Genomic DNA, 18,339 nt, shown 5'->3' on the forward strand with positions numbered 1-18,339 from the left:
CACTTCGCCCCTGGCTTTAGCGAAGGGAAGCAGCCAACAAAAAGTGGGTATCAACCAGCACTTTTTGCGGGGCGGGATGACCCGCAATACGCCTGAAAAGAAGATCGCAGCTCTCTTCCCCCAGCTTTCGGGTGGGGATATCAAAGCCGCCAGGCGAGGGAGTTAAAATGAGAGACAGCATCGGGTCACTGTATCCGGCTATCACCACCTGCTCCGGGATCATCAGGTTCAACTCATCCGCCGCGCGATAGAGGCTAAGTAACTTCATGCTGTCGGTAGCGAATACTGCATCAGGCGGCGTGGGTGAAGACAACAATTCCAGCGCTGCCGTAAGCGCACTCTCATGGGTATAACCGCCATCCCTGATCCAGTCCGGGTTAAGGGCAATATGGTGCTTTTCCAGACTGGCTTTATAGCCCGCAAGGCGATCGATCGAAACATGATAATCAAGCGGGGCATGCAGACAGGCAATTTTACGGCGTCCGTTTTTAATAAAGGTTTCGGTCAGCGTGGCGCTGTCATGGAAATTATCCGTGTCGACGGAATAGATATTTTGATACTCACCTTCCACTTTACCGATAACCACTACCGGTACGCCATACTCATCCAGCGTGGTGAAAAAGGATTCATTTGCCGGTGAGCTCAGCATAATGATCCCTTTGATCATCTTCTGTTTTATTTTACTCACGCATTTCAGCAAATCATCTTCGCTGCTTTTTGACGTTTGTAAAATAACGTCAAATCCTTCTTCTTCCGCTTTTGCCGTAATGGCATGCAGGACATCGGAGAAAAAAGGATTACCGGCAGTGGTTTTGGTTGAACGGGTCGAAATAACCATAATGGCATCGAAGCCTGAAGAGGTCAGGGCGCGGGCCAGTTTGTTGGGCTGATAATTTAATTCGTCAATCGCCTTCAGCACTTTTTCACGCGCTTCGGGAGAAATATTCGTTTGTTTATTCAGAACGCGGGAAACGGTTGATTTCGATACGCCCGCAACCCGTGCGATATCATAGATGGTGGGTGACATACACCTTACTCACTCCGGACTGACAGCAATACCGTTCATCTTACTGGAGAGAAAACGGCAATAGCAATAAATAAGAATTGATAATCAACGATCTGCCCCCATTTATTGTATTCTGAAGCCATGCATTCAAGGCTTCCAGGCAACGAAGGACGGCGATGAAGCGACTTAAAAACGAAATCAATTCACTGGTGAACCGCGGCGTTGACCGTCATCTGCGTCTGGCCGTGACGGGGCTGAGCCGCAGCGGTAAGACGGCGTTTATCACCGCGATGGTGAACCAGCTCCTGAACCTGCACGCCGGGGCGCGTCTGCCGCTGCTCAGCGCGGTGCGGGAAGAACGCCTGCTGGGCGTGAAGCGCGTTCCTCAGCGTGATTTTGGGATTCCACGTTTTACCTATGACGAAGGGCTGGCGCAGCTCTATGGCGATCCGCCCATGTGGCCGACGCCGACGCGAGGGGTGAGTGAAATTCGCCTCGCGCTCCGCTTTCGCTCGAATGAATCCCTGATGCGCCACTTCAAGGATACCTCTACGCTGTACCTTGAAATCGTCGATTACCCCGGTGAATGGTTGCTCGACCTGCCGATGCTGGCGCAGGATTACCTCAGCTGGTCCCGCCAGATGACGGGGCTGTTGCAGGGGCAGCGCGCCGGGTGGTCGGCCAAATGGCGACAGCTGTGCGAAGGCCTGGACCCGCTTGCACCGGCCGATGAAAATCGTCTGGCGGCCATTGCCGAAGCCTGGACGGCGTATCTGCACCAGTGCAAGCAGGAAGGGTTGCACTTCATTCAGCCGGGTCGCTTTGTCCTGCCGGGTGATTTAGCGGGCGCCCCTGCGCTTCAGTTCTTCCCCTGGCCGGACGTGGATAGGGTGGGCGAGTCGAAGCTGGCGCAGGCCGACAGGCACACTAACGCCGGGATGCTGCGCGAGCGTTACAATTACTACTGTGAAAAAGTGGTCAAGGGATTCTATAAAAACCATTTCTTGCGATTTGACCGTCAGATTGTGCTGGTGGATTGTCTGCAGCCGCTCAACAGCGGGCCGCAGGCCTTCAACGATATGCGCCTGGCGCTGACGCAGCTGATGCAAAGTTTTCACTACGGGCAGCGGACGCTGTTTCGCCGTCTGTTCTCACCGGTGATCGATAAACTGCTCTTTGCGGCCACCAAGGCCGATCACGTCACGGTCGACCAGCATGCCAATATGGTATCGCTGCTGCAGCAGCTGGTGCAGGACGCCTGGCAAAACGCCGCCTTCGAAGGGATCGGCATGGATTGCCTTGGGCTTGCGTCCGTGCAGGCAACGCAAAGCGGGCTGATTGATCTTAACGGCGAGAAAATACCGGCATTACGCGGGAACCGGCTCAGCGACGGTGAACCGCTTACCGTCTATCCGGGCGAAGTGCCTGCGCGGCTGCCGGGTCAGGCCTTCTGGCATAACCAGGGCTTCCAGTTTGAAGCCTTCCGCCCGCAGGCAATGAGCGTCGATCGGCCATTACCACACATCCGTCTGGATGCGGCGCTGGAGTTTTTGATTGGAGATAAATTGCGATGACGGAACCGTTAAAACCGCGCATAGACTTTACCGGAACGCTTGAGCAGGATCCTCAGGAGGCGTTTAAAACCGCGCAGACGTTCAGCGGCACGCAGGCTGATAACTTTGCCCCGGCCCTGACCGAGGAGCCCGGCGTCGAGGAAGGTCCTGCTGAGGCCGTTGTGGAAGCCGCCCTGCGTCCAAAACGCAGCCTGTGGCGCAGGATGGTCACCGCCGGTCTGGCGCTGTTTGGCGTAAGCGTGGTTGGGCAGGGCGTGCAGTGGACGATGAATGCCTGGCATACTCAGGACTGGGTCGCGCTGGGCGGATGTGCCGCGGGCGCGCTGATTGTGGGGGCGGGCATCGGGTCGGTTGCCACCGAGTGGCGGCGGCTCTGGCGATTGCGCCAGCGCGCGCACGAGCGCGATGAAGCGCGGGATCTGCTCCACAGCCATGGTACCGGGAAAGGCCGCGCGTTCTGTGAAAAGCTGGCCAGCCAGGCCGGAATCGATCAGTCGCATCCGGCGCTTCAGCGCTGGTATGCCGCCATCCATGAAACCCAGAATGATCGGGAAGTGGTGACGCTCTATTCCCATATGGTTCAGCCAGTGCTGGATGCCCAGGCGCGACGCGAGATCAGCCGTTCTGCGGCGGAATCCACCCTGATGATTGCCGTCAGCCCGCTGGCGCTGGTCGATATGGCCTTTATCGCCTGGCGCAACCTGCGCCTGATCAACCGTATTGCAAACCTTTACGGCATAGAGCTGGGTTACTACAGTCGGCTCAGACTGTTCAAACTGGTCCTGCTCAACATCGCGTTTGCCGGGGCGAGTGAGCTGGTGCGCGAAGTGGGCATGGACTGGATGTCGCAAGATCTGGCGGCGCGTCTTTCTGCGCGTGCCGCCCAGGGTATCGGCGCGGGATTATTGACGGCGCGGTTGGGTATTAAAGCGATGGAGGTCTGCCGTCCGCTGCCGTGGATTGATGGCGATAAGCCCCGGCTGGGGGATTTCAGGCGCGAGCTGATCGGCCAGCTCAAAGAGACGCTCAATAAAAAACCGGCTCCGTGAGGTTTTGTTCACTAATCGTGCTGGCTGTCAATATTTGTTGACAGCCATCTTCCGGATCACCGTGTTCTGACATATCATTTTACTGTTATTGGCTTAAAACGGTGAATTTCCCATGCGTCTTGAAGTCTTCTGTGAAGACCGTCTCGGTCTGACCCGCGAATTACTCGATCTTCTTGTTTTACGTAGCATTGATTTACGTGGCATTGAGATCGATCCTGTTGGGCGAATTTACCTCAATTTTGCCGAAATTGAATTTAATACCTTCAGCAGCCTGATGGCGGAAATCCGCCGTATCGCTGGCGTTACGGATGTACGCACCATTCCCTGGATGCCCTCTGAGCGTGAGCACCTGGCGCTGAGCGCGCTGCTGGAAGCCATGCCAGAGCCGTTCCTCTCCCTGGATTTGAAAAGCAAAGTTGAGCGCGTTAACCACGCGAGCTGCCAGCTTTTCGCGCAGAGCCAGGAGAAGCTCAGCAATCATAACGCCGCGCAGCTGATCCCCGGCTTTAACTTCCAGCGCTGGCTGGACAGCAATCCGCAGAACACGCTTAGCGAGCATGTGGTGATTAACGGGCAGAATTTCCTGATGGAGATCACGCCGGTCTATCTGAAAGGGGAAGGGAATACCCGCGTGTTGACCGGGGCGGTGATCATGCTGCGCTCGACGTTACGCATGGGTCGCCAGCTGCAGAACATTTCCAGCCAGGATGTTGGCGCGTTCAGCCAGATTATTGCCGTCAGCCCGAAAATGCGCCATGTGGTTGACCAGGCGCGCAAGCTTGCAAGCCTGACCGCGCCGCTGCTGATTACCGGGGATACCGGCACCGGGAAAGACCTGCTGGCTCACGCCGTGCATCTGGCGAGCCCGCGTGCGGCTAAGCCTTATCTGGCACTTAACTGCGCCTCTATTCCGGAAGACGCCGTTGAAAGCGAGCTGTTTGGCCACGCGCCGGAAGGCAAGAAAGGGTTCTTCGAGCAGGCTAACGGCGGCTCCGTGCTGCTGGACGAAATCGGCGAAATGTCGCCGCGCATGCAGGCTAAGCTGCTGCGTTTCCTGAACGACGGAACCTTCCGCCGCGTCGGTGAGGATCACGAAGTGCATGTGGACGTGCGCGTCATTTGCGCCACCCAGAAAAACCTGGTGGAACTGGTGCAAAAGGGGATCTTCCGCGAAGATCTCTATTACCGCCTCAACGTCCTGACGCTGAATATTCCCCCGCTGCGCGATTGTCCGCAGGACATCATGCCGCTAACGGAGCTGTTCGTCGCCCGCTTTGCCGACGAGCAGGGGGTGCCGCGTCCGAAGCTGTCTGCCGATCTCGGCACGGTGCTGATGCGCTACGGCTGGCCGGGCAACATTCGCCAGCTCAAAAACGCCGTTTATCGTGCGCTGACCCAGCTGGAAGGCTATGAACTGCGTCCGCAGGATATTCTGTTGCCTGATTACGACGCGGGGACGGTATCGGTTGGCGAAGAGGCGATGGAAGGTTCGCTGGACGATATCACCAGCCGTTTTGAGCGTTCAGTGCTGACGCAGCTGTACCGCAGCTATCCCAGCACCCGCAAGCTGGCAAAACGCCTTGGCGTCTCGCATACCGCGATCGCGAACAAGCTGCGTGAGTATGGGTTGAATCATAAGAAAGGCGACGAATAACAAAAAGCCTCTGTAAAGAGGCTTTTTACTTTGCGTTTATTCCTTCGCCATCGGCGTGTTAACAATTTCTGTTTTTGTCTCTCCCTGAATCGATGCAATCCTGTTTTCGACCTCTTTCACCTGCTGCGGGCTGTGCAGCAGGGTATAGGTCAGGTCAAACTGCGCGCTGGCACCGGGCTGTAGCTGCTTAACCCGCTTCTGCTCGCGTTCAATCGTAACGGGGTAGGCGTAGCTGGTGCCCGGCTCAATGCCCGTGACGTAGCCCTGCTTCAGCGTATCGGTGTTCTTCCATAAGGTCAGCACGGGCAGCTGGCGGGTATCAAACTGGATTGACGCGCCTTTATCTCCGGCTTTATTGACCACCGCCGCAAGCGTTTCGTGGTTATTGTCCGCGAGCGGTTTAATGTTAAAGACCATCTCATCAAAGCCTTTTGTCGGCCTGGCATAGGTTTGCCAGTCGTTAACGCCCGCCTTGGCGTAGTCATTGAACGGGCTCACGCTCGCCGCCGGCGCAAGGAAGCGGGCGCCTTCTTCGAGGATCGGCGTGCCGAAGTTGCTGTGATAGATGATTTGGTAATCATGAGGGTAATCCGCATGGTTGGTCAGAACATCGTGCAGGCTGAACTGGTTGGTTCCGGGAACGTAACGCAGTTCGGTCATGGTTTGCAGATCCGATTTTTTAAACGTGCTCTCTTTGATCAAACCGCGAACGTGGATCTCATGCGGGGCGGCATCCGCGATTTCAACCTCGACCTGCGAAACGGGGGTATTACCGGCCCTGCCGTGCAGGGTGTAAATTTGCCCGTCAGCGGTGACCGGATGTCCTGTCCACTCATAGCCACAGCGCACCATCATCTCGTTGAAACCATCCAGCCAGCCGAGACCGTTGCGGCTCTCAAGATTGATATATGCCGGATTAACGACTTCTTTAACGGGCGAATTCCACCCCAGTCGGGTGCCAAAGCCTTCTACATGCAGAAGGTTCATCCCGCGGGTCGGGCTCAGGGTAATCGTCAGGCCGTCTTTACTGCTGATTATGATGACTTTGCTGCCTTCCTGTTTACCACCGTGCAAGACTTTTTGCTCAATGCTGAACGTTTGATCTTTAACTTTCAGCTCATCACTGGAAATCTTCCAGTTTCCTTTCTCTACGCTGCTTTCAGCGCTTGTCAGCACCCAGGTTTTGGCCGCTGCATGGCCAGAAATCAGTACCGCAAGGAGCGTAAAAGCGAATTTAATTTTCATATTTTATCCTTTTTGCTGAAACGATTATTTTCTTTCGTAAGCAAATCTAATGTTTAGGCAAAAAGGGAAATGTGATGTGCTTCACTGCGGTCGAAAATAGAGAATTTTAACGATTATTATGCGTTATTGATCACGTTAATGTTACGCGTCGACGTTTTTATTGCATGACTAATGTGATTTGTGAGCATTTATGCTTTAACGATTCAGCTTTATTATAATAAAAAACCCCGCCGCGGCGAGGTTGAGAATAAGTTGTATAGAATGCTAAGTACTTATTATGCTTTCAGCACGTCCAGCGCGGCAGTGTAATCCGGCTCGGTGGTGATTTCGTTAACCAGTTCGCTGAAGACAACGGTGTCGTTTTCATCCAGAACCAGTACGGCACGTGCCGCCAGACCTTTCAGTGGGCCTTCCGCGATGCTGACGCCGTATTTCTCGAGGAAATCTGCGCTGCGCAGGGTGGAGAGGGTGATAACGTTGCTCAGGCCTTCAGCACCACAGAAACGGGACTGGGCAAACGGCAGGTCAGCGGAAATGCACAGCACAACGGTGTTGTCCATTTCAGTCGCCAGCTGGTTGAATTTACGCACGGACGCGGCACAAACGCCGGTATCAATGCTTGGGAAAATGTTCAGTACTTTGCGTTTACCCGCAAACTGAGCCAGTGTGACGTCAGACAGATCTTTAGCCACCAGAGTAAAAGCCTGCGCTTTGCTGCCAGCCTGCGGAATGGAACCTGCAACAGCAACCGGGTTGCCCTGGAAATGAACGAGTTGTGACATAGATATCTTCCTGTTTACATATAGTTAACGTCGGGGCTAGTGTATGCCATCAGCGGATAACACGGCAAACCAAATTTTTCGCCTTTCCGGGCCGCAAGGAGTCAGTGATGAGAAGCGTTAAGGTCTATGAAGAAGCCTGGCCATTGCATACCCCGTTTGTGATCTCCCGCGGCAGTCGAAGTGAAGCCAGCGTGGTCGTGGTTGAAATTGAAGAAGAGGGGGTTAAAGGCGTTGGGGAATGTACGCCTTACCCGCGCTATGGAGAAAGTCCTGCGTCGGTGATGGCGCATATCATGACCCTGGTGCCTGACCTGCAAAAAGGGCTCACGCGCGAGGCGTTACAGCAGCGTTTACCCGCCGGGGCTGCGCGCAACGCCATCGACTGTGCGCTCTGGAGCCTTGAGGCCGCCAGGCAGCAACAATCGCTGACGTCCTTGCTGGGGGTGGCGCTGCCGGAGTCCGTCGTGACGGCGCAAACGGTCGTGATTGGTGAGCCGGAGCAGATGGCTGCCAGCGCAAAAGCGCTCTATGACGCCGGGGCCACGGTGCTAAAAGTGAAGCTCGACGATCGCCTGATCAGCGAGCGGATGGTCGCCATTCGCTCGGCGGTTCCCTCGGCCACTCTGATTGTTGACGCCAACGAGTCGTGGCATCCCGAGGGGCTTGCCGCGCGATGCCAGCTGCTGGCTGACCTGGGCGTGGCGATGCTGGAACAGCCTCTGCCAGCGAAGGATGATGCGGCGCTGAAGAATTTTATCCATCCGCTGCCCGTCTGTGCGGATGAAAGCTGTCATACCCGCGAGAATTTGAGCGCGCTTAAGGGCAGCTATGAGATGGTCAATATCAAGCTCGACAAGACCGGCGGGCTGACAGAAGCGCTGGCCCTGGCGGCGGAAGCGCAGGCGCAGGGCTTTTCCCTGATGCTGGGATGCATGCTCTGCACATCCCGGGCGATCGGCGCGGCGCTACCGCTGGTCAATCAGGTCCGTTTCGCCGATCTGGACGGCCCGACGTGGCTGGCGGTTGACGTTTCACCGGCGCTTAATTTTACCAGCGGCGTGCTTCATCTTTGAGGCTGCCAGCGCAGTAGCTCCATCATCGCGTTTAAGTATTTTTCGCTGGCTTCGTCGGAGGAAATTGGCGGGAATTCAGCGGTAATACAGGGCAGGCTCAAATCGGCGCACCAGCTACCGAACGATCCGGGTGTTTCATAGCCGACGCTGGTGACGAGCGGCAGGGCGAAAGCCTGCGCCAGCCACGCGCCCAGTTCGGAGTGACGCGGATCTTCAATGCAGGCCAGCGGATCGTGGAAGGAGACAACCCAGGCGGGGTGGATCTTATGGATAAGCTGGCACAGCGCCTGCGTTTCCGGCTCCGAGCCAGGCTTGTCTCCCGTCAGCAGCACCACGTCCCGCTCCTCGGCGGAGCTGTTCCAGCGATAAACCGTTTCTCCGGCGCGCCAGTTTGCCGCCGGGAAATTACGGTTCAGGTCAACGCCCCTCGCATTCGCCCGTAATCCAAGCTGACAGCCGTCCGGATTGACGGCAAGAATTACGTGGTGACGGCGCAATGAAGGCGTCAGCGTCCGCAGCGCGCAGGAAAGCGTGACGATGGACGAGTTCTCGTCTCCGTGCGTGCCGGCAATGATCAAACCGCTGCTGCGATCGGCATCGGGCGCCGGGAACCAGATCAGCGATGCGCCTAAAAATGAGCGGCCATATTGCTCAGCGCCCGGCGGAAAGGCCCCGCGCTCCGCTCGTGGTCGGGTGATTGCCATACGAAATCCTGATAAAGAAGTCTCTACTGGCAGTGTTGTGCAAAACCCGCTGTTAATCAAATAGTTTCCGTAACGCTTGAGAATTGCCTTAAATCACTATTCAGGCGTAAGGTATTTGCATTTCTCTGTTTCGAAACAAATAATTACGCATCTGCTTGTTACCTGAATTCATCAAAGGGGATCTTATGAAGCATCCTGTTTCGCGTCTCTGCGCTGCACTGTACCTGTGCGGACTCTCTACACTCTCGTACGCTGCTGATGTGCCCCAGGGCACGGTACTGGCGCAAAAACAGGAGCTGGTCAGGCATATTAAAGACGAGCCGGCTTCGCTCGATCCGGCAAAAGCGGTGGGATTACCCGAGATTCAGGTAATTCGCGATCTTTTCGAAGGGCTGGTGAATCAGAACGAGAAAGGGGAGCTGACCCCCGGCGTGGCGACGCGCTGGCAGAGCAACGATAACCGTATCTGGACGTTCACCCTGCGCGATAACGCGAAATGGTCTGACGGTACGCCCGTCACCGCGCAGGATTTTGTCTACAGCTGGCAGCGTCTGGTTGACCCGAAAACCACGTCTCCGTTTGCCTGGTTTGCGGCGCTGGCGGGCATCAATAACGCGCAGGCCATTATCGATGGCAAAGCGGCGCCAGATACCCTGGGCGTGACGGCGGTGGATGCCAGAACCTTACGCGTCCAGCTGGACAAACCGCTCCCGTGGTTTAGCAACCTGACGGCAAACTTCGCCTTCTATCCGGTGCAAAAAGCGAACGTTGAAAGCGGGAAAGAGTGGACGCGTCCTGGCGCTCTGGTGGGTAACGGCGCGTACGTCCTGAACGACCGCGTGGTGAATGAAAAACTGGTTGTCGTGCCGAATACGCACTACTGGGACAACGCGAAAACTGTCCTGCAAAAAGTGACCTTCATTCCGATTAATCAGGAATCGTCCGCCACTAAGCGCTATCTGGCGGGGGATATTGATATCACCGAATCGTTCCCGAAAAACATGTATCAGAAGCTCCTGAAGGACATTCCGGGACAGGTGTATACGCCGCCTCAGCTCGGGACCTATTACTATGCGTTTAACACGCAAAAGGGCCCGACGGCCGATGCCCGGGTTCGTCTTGCGCTGAGCATGACTATCGATCGCCGCATTATGGCGGAAAAGGTATTAGGTACAGGCGAGAAGCCGGCCTGGCATTTCACCCCTGACGTGACGGCGGGCTTCACCCCTGAGCCTTCACCGTTCGAGCAGATGTCCCAGCAGGAGCTGAACGCTCAGGCGAAAACGTTGCTCCAGGCCGCAGGTTACGGTCCTCAGCGTCCGCTGAAGTTGACCCTGCTGTACAACACCTCGGAAAACCACCAGAAAATCGCCATTGCGGTGGCGTCCATGTGGAAGAAAAATCTCGGTGTGGACGTCAAACTGCAAAACCAGGAGTGGAAAACCTATATCGACAGCCGTAATACCGGCAATTTTGATGTGATCCGCGCGTCATGGGTAGGCGATTACAACGAGCCGTCGACCTTCCTGTCCCTGCTGACCTCAACCCACAGCGGTAATATCTCGCGTTTCAATGAACCGGCCTACGATAAAATTATCCACCAGGCAACGCTGGAAACCACGGCGAAAGCGCGTAATACGGACTACAACATGGCGGAGAAAATCCTCCTGGAGAAAGCGCCTATCGCGCCCATTTACCAGTACACCAATGGTCGTCTTATTAAGCCCTGGGTGAAAGGCTACCCCATCAATAACCCGGAAGACGTGGCGTATAGCCGGACGATGTTTATCGAGAAGCACTGATGTTTTATGAGGCCTGGCGCGAGAATGCGCCAGGTCTGCAAAACTCGGTACCGCTTCATTCGCTATGCGTGGCCCGATACCTGGTCTCTGTTATTCTAACAGCGCATTAAACTTCGCCAGCCACTGCGGATGTGCGGGCCATGCGGGAGCCGTCACCAGGTTACCGTCTACATGGGCCTGATCGATGCCGATAGCGGCGTAGTGTCCGCCGCTGAGACGGACTTCAGGCGCGCAGGCCGGGTAGGCGCTACAGGTTCGTCCTTTCAGAATCTCCGCGGCAGCAAGCAGCTGTGGTCCGTGGCACACTGCGGCAATCGGCTTACGCGCGGCGTCAAATGCCTGTACCAGCTTTAAGACGTCCTCATTTAACCGCAGATACTCGGGCGCTCTCCCGCCGGGGATGAGCAGCGCGTCGTAGTCCTGCTCCTTTACGGCTGAAAAATCGGCGTTGAGGGTAAAGCGGTGACCGGGCTTTTCGCTGTAGGTCTGGGCGCCGTCAAAGTCATGAATTGCCGTCATGATGTAGTCGCCCTTCGGTTTGTCGGGGCAGACCGCGTCCACCTGATGACCAATCATCTGCAACGCCTGAAAAGGCACCATGGTTTCGTAATCTTCGGCGTAATCGCCAACCAGCATCAGGATCTTCTTGCTCATCTTTCCTCACCTCTATCAATAAAGATGATTAAGATATAGCCTGGCGTGGGTGAATTGCCGGAAATAAAAAAGCCCGTCAGAGCACGGGCAACATAAGCAAATGAATAAGTGATTCGTTATCAACGTTGTTGGAGGATAACGCCGCGTATTTTACGCGGCTGTAACGGAAGCAGATACCTTACATATTCGGTAGGTGAAACAAGCGATTAAACGTGCGTTACGGTGCATCGAAGGTCGGGTAAAGGCTATTTTCCAGGAACTCGACGAGATACCAGATCTCACCGCTAAAAATAAACCAGAAGCCAAATATAATAAGGAGTACAATAATTAAGGTGAGTATTATTTCTGTTTTTCCCATTGCGGCTTTTACCCACCTGACGCTAATTGTTTCGAGGTGGGCATTGTAGCGGGGCTTTTCCGGATACTCCAGTTTCATGCCGCAAGGACTTTATTGCGTCCGTCATTTTTAGCGCGATACAGCGCATCGTCCACACGCTTAAACAGCTCGTCAATACTTTCACCCTGATTGTGCCGCGCTACGCCGATGCTGACGGTAAACCGCGGCAAGCCTGGAATCGTAATGCGGGCAACGGCTGCACGGACTGACTCGGCAATCTGCATCGCAGTGTCGAGAGAGGTGCGCGGCAGCAGGATAACGAACTCTTCGCCACCCCAGCGGAACACCATATCGCCCTCCCGACTACAGGCTTCCAGCGTCCGGGAAAGGGCGATAAGCACCTCATCGCCTTTCAGATGGCCGAACAGGTCATTAATGTTTTTGAAATGGTCGGTATCCACCAGCAGCAGGCTAAATTGCTGCTGCGCGGGAAGTTTATTCAGATTGCTTTGATCGGTAATCGCGTAGAACTGGCGCCGGTTGAGTAACCCCGTCATGGAGTCACGTAACGCCGCATGTTCCAGCTCCTGCTCCAGCCTTTTTTGCTCGGTGATATCGTGGATGATGCACAGCATCAGCTTGTCACCGTAGATCTCAATGGGCCCGGCATACGTCTGAACGTGGCGGGTGGATCCATCGGCAAGGCGGTGAACAAAATTGAGCGGCTTGTGACCACCGGGCAGCGCGGCAATCGCAGTCATAATGGGCATCACATCTCGCCCCAGCGTATTGATTTCCCAGGTATGCTTACTGCACATGTCATCATGTGAATAACCATAAAAATTGAGTGCGGCCAGATTTGCATCGACGATTTGGCCGTCGCGGGCCGGATCGATTAACAGCATCGGGGCGCTGTTGGTCAGAAAAAAGCGCGCATAAAAACCCTGTTTTTTCCGCCGGTAGGTAGCGGAACGGCTGGCCTTCAATCCTGAGAGTATTTGTTGGGAGATGCCCTCGAAAACAATCACATCGCCCCAGGGCGCGTAGTGGGCAAGCGAGAGGCGACAGCTTAACGGCGTATCCTGTCCATCCCGGTTCGTTGTCCAGATTTCGACGATCTCCTGCTCTGTTTTCAGTTCAGATACATACATCGACAGGACGGTTTGCGCACTGGCTGAATAGATCCCTTTGCGCAGGTCATCAAGCGTTTTATCTCCCATGATCTGCGTTGCGGCCACATTCGCAAAAATGATCTTTTCCGACACGGGTGAAACGAGCCACACGGGTGTTTTAATTACATTCAACGCATCAAAACAAGGTTGCGACATAGGCGTTTCCTGTTCATCGACAACATGTGCCTGACAATCATGACAGAATTGACTCGCGTGTACTCCCTTGAAACATACTCCACTTAACCCCGTCAGGCATGATTTTTTTGAGAAATAAATGCGGGGTCCGTTTGAATTTTATTAATGGGTATAATCTGTTTGTCTGAGTTTATCTGCAGCAGTAGCCACGGTACCTGTTCGGCAGGTAAGGGGCGGGAGAAAAGATATCCCTGCAGGTAATCGCAGCCGAGTCGGGTGAGAACCGCCTGCTGTTCTTCCGTCTCGATCCCTTCTGCCACCACATTCATCTCCATGGTCCGGGAGATACTGATAATGGTTTCAACCAGCTTGTAGCTTTTTTCATTTTCCAGCATCGACGTGACAAAGCTTCTGTCGATCTTGAGTTCTTTTGCTGGCAGCACGCTCAGCATCAAAAGGTTGGAATAGCCCGTCCCAAAATCATCAATCGAGACAACGATCCCCGCGTGATTAAACGCATTGAGCAACTCAATGCTGCGGTCAAGATTTTTAAGCGCGGTGCTTTCCGTTACCTCAAGGATCAGCCGGGACGGAGACAAGCTATATTTTTCCAGCATCGACGAGATGATCTGGAAAATATCCGGCTGTTCAAACTGGATGGGGGATAGGTTGAGAGACAGCGTCCACTGGCTGAAACCTTGCTCTGTCCAGAAATGAAGCTGTCGGCATGCCGCTTCAATGGCCCAGTTACCTACCGGAATAATTAAGCCCGTTTGCTCCAGAGAAGGGATAAACAGATTAGGCAGCACAACCCCTTGCTCAGGATGCCGCCAGCGCAGAAGGGCTTCAAAACCGTGAATGGTTTTCTCTCCCGCATGCCAGGTTGGCTGGTACCACAGTTCAAACTGATCGCGCTCAAGCGCCTGAGAAAGCTCCTGCAGGAAACCGGGTTTCGCCGGGATCGCCGTTGACATCTCGGCCCGGTAAATCGCCCAGCCGTTGCGGCCCTCTTCCTTGACGCGATGTAATGCTGCATCCGCCTTGAGCTTCAGCTCGTGCAGCGTTTCGCCGTCCTGAGGATAGAGGCTGACGCCCGCGCTGATCGTAGTGCTCAACGTGTGCCCACAGACAGACAGAGGACGTCGCACGTCTTCAAGCAGCGCGGTGACCAGGGCGTTGAGCCTGTCGTCGTCACATTCCGGCACCAGCAGGATAAAGGCGTCGCCTCCCAGCCTTGCCAGGGTCATCTCTCGCGTGAGCCGGGCCGTGATGCGCTGCGCGACCGCGATCAATAGCTCATCACCGACGCTGTGACCCCACGTATCGTTAACGCGTTTGAAGTGATCGACGTTCAGGAAAATAACCGCAAATGGCTTCTTGCTCAGCAGCGCGCTGCGCAGACAATCCTGCATGCGGAGATCCATCTGGTGGCGGTTTGCGAGCCCGGTGAGCGCGTCAAAACGCGCCTGTAGCTCAAGCTGGCGGTTGAGCTGATGCAGATTATCCGTCAGCCGGATGGTGCGCCGGTGGGAATCGATCAGCGAAATGATTAACATCACGCCGAGCAGGCAGAGCGTGGTGACCGAAACCCAGATGGATAACCCCAGCTCGCCGATCCCGCCCGGGAGGGTATGCGCCATTTCCTGAAACCGCGCGGCACTCATGCCGGTATAGTGCATCGCACAAATGGCGGCACCCATGACGAAGGCCGCGAGAATGCGATTGATAAAGACGCCTTTGTGTTTATCCCGCAGGCGGAAAGCCAGCCACAACGCCGTGCCGGAGGCAACAACCGCAATAACCACGGACAACCCCACGAGGCGGCGATCCCAGATGATGCTGTCATCCAGCATCAGGGCCGCCATACCGATGTAGTGCATCGACACCACGCCAGCGCTCAGGATCGCCGTGGCAAAGATCAGTCGAAAGGGAGAAAGTTTTTTGCCCGCGACGGCAATATTAAGTGCCGTGGCCGATGCAACCACCGCGACGCCCAGTGACGCAAGGGTTAACCAGAGGTCGTAGCTCATCATCATGGGCATTTGCATCGACAGCATGCCGATAAAGTGCATCGACCAAATGCCAATGCCCAGCGTGACCCCACCGGCAATGCGCCAGAACAGGGCAGCCTTTCGGCTGGAGAGGGGGATCTTTCCGGCGCTGTCCAGCGCCACAAAGGAGGCGATAAACGCCACCAGATAAGAGATAGCGATTAACACAGGGTCCCACGATATATTGAGCATTATGCAATCCCACGCCTGAGAGGGTTACCGATTTCGCCTGCCGGATACATCTTTATCGGGCAACGAACATGCGCATTCAAACCATATTAGTTATTTATCGTGAAAAATGACCAGTCATATTAATACTCTAAAACTTATTAAGAATATAAAATATATTCTCTCGTTAATATATTAAGCATTGCTAAACAAGAACGAATAGCAGTAGCAAAGCTCCTTAAATATGAGGGCGATCGTGTCGTCTCACCGCGGGCGATACTATCGCTTAACATGGCTGGAGACCAGTATCACAGCATGCTGAGCAAAACATTTTCACTAATACGCTCTTTTTATCTGACTTAACGTAAATCTCAGGATACTAACGGCGAAACAAAAAACAAGCGTTGTTTGCGATGAAAAACTTCCGGGCCAATGCTATAAGTCTAAGTGCCGGCCAAAATATAAAATGTGGGTATTATCATGCTAAAAAATATTAGTGTAAGGACCTTTATTATCGGGTTCATTTTCTCTCTTTTTTTGGTAAGTGCAGGTGTCGTTGTTCTATTTTCCAGCAATACGTCTCTCTTTATTTCGCTTAATGTCATCAATTTCGTTGCGCTATTTTTGCTCTGGGTCTATATGACGAAGTATCTTGTGACGCCGATCAATACGGTGAAGAGAAGTATTGAGGAGGTGACCGCAGGTAACCTTGGCGTATCTATCCCTGAATTTGGCAATAACTGCGCGGGCCGACTCATCCCCGGCATAAACAGCCTTTCCGGCAATATTGCGACGCTGGTGCGTGAGATCAGGGCGTCATCGCAAACCGCCATGACCTTATCGGACCAACTTTCGGCACGCAGCGCTCAGCTATCGGTGAAAACCGAGCAGCAGTCAGCGTCTTTGGTGCAAACCGCAGCCAGCATGGAGCAAATGGCCGCGAGCACCAAAAACAATGCCGATAACACCCGCCTGGCGAGCGAGCAGGCAAATGTGGCGACGTTACAGGCGCGTAAGGGCGGCGAGCTGATGGGGCAGGTCGCCAGCAATATGCAGTCCATTACCGAATGCGCGCAACAGATGACGGAGATTATTTCGCTCATTGACGGCATTGCGTTCCAGACAAATATCCTGGCGCTCAACGCGGCCGTGGAGGCGGCAAGGGCGGGCGATCATGGCAAGGGTTTTTCTGTCGTTGCGGAAGAGGTAAGAAACCTGGCACACCGCAGCGCGGAGGCCGCGAAGAATATCAAAACGCTGATTGAAGTCACCAGCAGTAACGTCACGCAGGGAGCCAGCGTTGTGTCACAGGCAGAGAAAAACATGCATGAAATCGTGACCGGCTCGGGAAATGTAAGCCGCTTAATGGACGACATTTCCGCGTCAACCTCAGAGCAGGAGAAAGGCATTTCTCAGATTACCCTGGCGCTATCGGAGCTGGAGCGGGTTACGCAAAGTAACGTGGCAATGGCAGAGGAACTCAACGGTTCGTCTGATGTACTGCGTAATCAGGTGATTGAGCTGCAAACCCGGACGCGTAATTTCAGGCTCGATCAGTCATCCTTGTCCTCATCACCTGGCGGTTCGCCATCCTTCCTCCAGCGGCCAGAGCACTCTCTCTGACAGCACCTCAAAGCCTGGCATGCCAGGCTTTTTTCATGCCTCCGCCTGGTATGTACAATTCCTGAGCGATTTCAGCGCGATGGGATACATAGTTGTTGCTTAACACCTGATGAAAGCTAGACTGACACCGAAGAGCTAAAAAGGTGGAGGCGCTGTGGAAAGCATTAAAGGATCTGAACTAAACGTTCCAGACGCAGTTTTTGCGTGGGTGCTGGATGGTCGCGGCGGTGCGCGACCGCTGGAAGATAATGATGTGATCGATAGTGCGCATCCCTGCTGGCTACATCTGAACTACACCCACCCGGACAGCGCTGACTGGCTGGCCTCGACGCCGCTCTTGCCCAATAACGTGCGCGATGCGCTGGCGGGTGAAAGCCTGCGGCCCCGCGTGAGCAGAATGGGTGACGGGACGCTGATCACCCTGCGCTGCATTAACGGCAGCACGGATGAACGCCCGGATCAGCTGGTTGCGATGCGTGTCTACATGGACGACGGGCTGATTGTCTCCACCCGCCAGCGTAAAGTTCTGGCGCTGGATGACATCGTCAACGATCTGAAAGAGGGCACCGGGCCGGTCGACTGCGGCAGCTGGCTGGTGGACGTCTGCGACGCCCTTACCGATCATGCGAGTGAATTTATTGAAGAGCTGCACGACAAAATCATCGACCTCGAAGATAACCTGCTCGATCAGCAGATCCCGCCGCGCGGTTTTCTGGCCTTATTGCGTAAGCAGTTGATTGTGATGCGCCGCTACATGACGCCGCAGCGCGACGTGTATGCGCGTCTTGCTAGCGAAAGGCTCGCCTGGATGAATGACGATCAGCGACGCAGAATGCAGGATATTGCCGACAGGCTGGGGCGAGGGCTTGACGAGATTGATTCCTGTATTGCCAGAACGGCGGTGATGGCGGACGAAATCGCGCAGGTGATGCAGGAGTCGCTGTCGAGAAGAACCTATACGATGTCCCTGATGGCGATGGTGTTTTTACCCAGCACGTTTCTTACCGGGCTGTTTGGCGTGAATCTGGGTGGAATTCCGGGTGGCGCCTATCGCTACGGCTTTACCGCCTTTTGCGTGATGTTAGTTGTTTTGATTGGTGGTGTTGCATGGTGGTTGCATCGTAGTAAATGGCTGTAAATTTACGCTTTTTTCAGCTTTCAACGGGATCAAAACGCTCTTTTAATTGAGCGAAGTCAATAAACATCTACCCCGTAAGGTGCAATATTACTCCCGCAGGTGAATGCAACGTCAAGCGATGGGCGTTGCGCTCCATATTGTCTTACTTCCTTTTTTGAATTACTGCATAGCA

15 protein-coding genes are annotated in these 18,339 nt (G+C 54.7%); 7 read left to right on the plus strand and 8 right to left on the minus strand.

Going from position 1 to position 18,339, the window contains the following annotated elements; genetic code table 11:
- Positions 1–16: 16 nt before the first annotated feature.
- Complete coding sequence (locus HCH49_RS04335) at positions 17–1,027, minus strand: LacI family DNA-binding transcriptional regulator (RefSeq protein WP_221702238.1); 1,011 nt, start codon at positions 1,025–1,027, stop codon at positions 17–19.
- 155 nt (positions 1,028–1,182) lie between these two features.
- On the opposite strand from HCH49_RS04335, the gene HCH49_RS04340 reads away from it, so the two are divergent.
- The 3 genes from HCH49_RS04340 (at position 1,183) to tyrR (ending at position 5,283) form a co-directional block, all read left to right on the plus strand.
- Complete coding sequence (locus HCH49_RS04340; RefSeq protein ID WP_221702239.1) at positions 1,183–2,580, plus strand: YcjX family protein; 1,398 nt, start codon at positions 1,183–1,185, stop codon at positions 2,578–2,580.
- Complete coding sequence (locus HCH49_RS04345) at positions 2,577–3,629, plus strand: YcjF family protein (RefSeq protein WP_032656773.1); 1,053 nt, start codon at positions 2,577–2,579, stop codon at positions 3,627–3,629. The genes HCH49_RS04340 and HCH49_RS04345 overlap by 4 nt, the downstream gene beginning before the upstream one ends.
- A gap of 112 nt (positions 3,630–3,741) precedes the next feature.
- Complete coding sequence (gene tyrR / locus HCH49_RS04350; RefSeq protein WP_023335909.1) at positions 3,742–5,283, plus strand: transcriptional regulator TyrR; 1,542 nt, start codon at positions 3,742–3,744, stop codon at positions 5,281–5,283.
- 36 nt (positions 5,284–5,319) lie between these two features.
- Here tyrR and HCH49_RS04355 read toward each other — a convergent pair whose 3' ends face one another.
- A complete protein-coding gene (locus tag HCH49_RS04355; protein WP_221702240.1) occupies positions 5,320–6,528 on the minus strand; it encodes an aldose 1-epimerase family protein in 1,209 nt (402 codons plus the stop codon).
- A gap of 275 nt (positions 6,529–6,803) precedes the next feature.
- The gene (gene tpx, locus HCH49_RS04360; protein WP_023335907.1) at positions 6,804–7,310 is read right to left on the minus strand and encodes a thiol peroxidase; all 507 of its coding nucleotides are present in this window, start codon (positions 7,308–7,310) and stop codon (positions 6,804–6,806) included.
- Positions 7,311–7,417: 107 nt separating this feature from the next.
- On the opposite strand from tpx, the gene ycjG reads away from it, so the two are divergent.
- Entirely contained in the window at positions 7,418–8,383 is a 966-nt protein-coding gene (ycjG, locus tag HCH49_RS04365) for an L-Ala-D/L-Glu epimerase (RefSeq protein WP_033145712.1), read from the plus strand.
- Here ycjG and mpaA read toward each other — a convergent pair.
- Complete coding sequence (mpaA, locus tag HCH49_RS04370) at positions 8,374–9,087, minus strand: murein tripeptide amidase MpaA (RefSeq protein ID WP_045889286.1); 714 nt, start codon at positions 9,085–9,087, stop codon at positions 8,374–8,376. The genes ycjG and mpaA overlap by 10 nt on opposite strands.
- Before the next feature lie 185 nt (positions 9,088–9,272).
- Here mpaA and HCH49_RS04375 point away from each other — a divergent pair, with 185 nt between their 5' ends.
- Positions 9,273–10,889, plus strand: a complete 1,617-nt coding sequence (locus tag HCH49_RS04375; RefSeq protein ID WP_121931721.1) for an ABC transporter substrate-binding protein — start codon at positions 9,273–9,275, stop codon at positions 10,887–10,889.
- Between the two features lie 90 nt (positions 10,890–10,979).
- Here HCH49_RS04375 and HCH49_RS04380 read toward each other — a convergent pair whose 3' ends face one another.
- The 4 genes from HCH49_RS04380 to HCH49_RS04395 form a co-directional block, all read right to left on the minus strand.
- Entirely contained in the window at positions 10,980–11,543 is a 564-nt protein-coding gene (locus HCH49_RS04380) for a DJ-1/PfpI family protein (protein WP_221702241.1), read from the minus strand.
- 217 nt (positions 11,544–11,760) lie between these two features.
- Positions 11,761–11,979 (minus strand): Ecr family regulatory small membrane protein, encoded by a 219-nt coding sequence (locus HCH49_RS22350; protein ID WP_409410428.1) that lies wholly within the window; start codon positions 11,977–11,979, stop codon positions 11,761–11,763.
- Positions 11,976–13,208: a sensor domain-containing diguanylate cyclase gene (locus tag HCH49_RS04390; RefSeq protein ID WP_214579778.1), complete on the minus strand. Its 1,233-nt coding sequence runs from the start codon at positions 13,206–13,208 to the stop codon at positions 11,976–11,978. Before HCH49_RS04390 ends, HCH49_RS22350 begins: the two co-directional genes overlap by 4 nt.
- Positions 13,209–13,300: 92 nt before the next feature.
- Positions 13,301–15,430: a bifunctional diguanylate cyclase/phosphodiesterase gene (locus HCH49_RS04395; protein WP_221702242.1), complete on the minus strand. Its 2,130-nt coding sequence runs from the start codon at positions 15,428–15,430 to the stop codon at positions 13,301–13,303.
- A gap of 456 nt (positions 15,431–15,886) precedes the next feature.
- On the opposite strand from HCH49_RS04395, the gene HCH49_RS04400 reads away from it, so the two are divergent.
- Together HCH49_RS04400 and zntB are read left to right on the plus strand one after the other, a co-directional pair.
- Entirely contained in the window at positions 15,887–17,029 is a 1,143-nt protein-coding gene (locus HCH49_RS04400) for a methyl-accepting chemotaxis protein (RefSeq protein ID WP_221702243.1), read from the plus strand.
- 154 nt (positions 17,030–17,183) lie between these two features.
- Complete coding sequence (zntB, locus tag HCH49_RS04405; RefSeq protein WP_033145705.1) at positions 17,184–18,167, plus strand: zinc transporter ZntB; 984 nt, start codon at positions 17,184–17,186, stop codon at positions 18,165–18,167.
- Positions 18,168–18,339: the final 172 nt, after the last annotated feature.

The organism is Enterobacter sp. Y17, assembly GCF_019730495.1.
GTDB classification, from domain to species: domain Bacteria; phylum Pseudomonadota; class Gammaproteobacteria; order Enterobacterales; family Enterobacteriaceae; genus Enterobacter; species Enterobacter asburiae_B.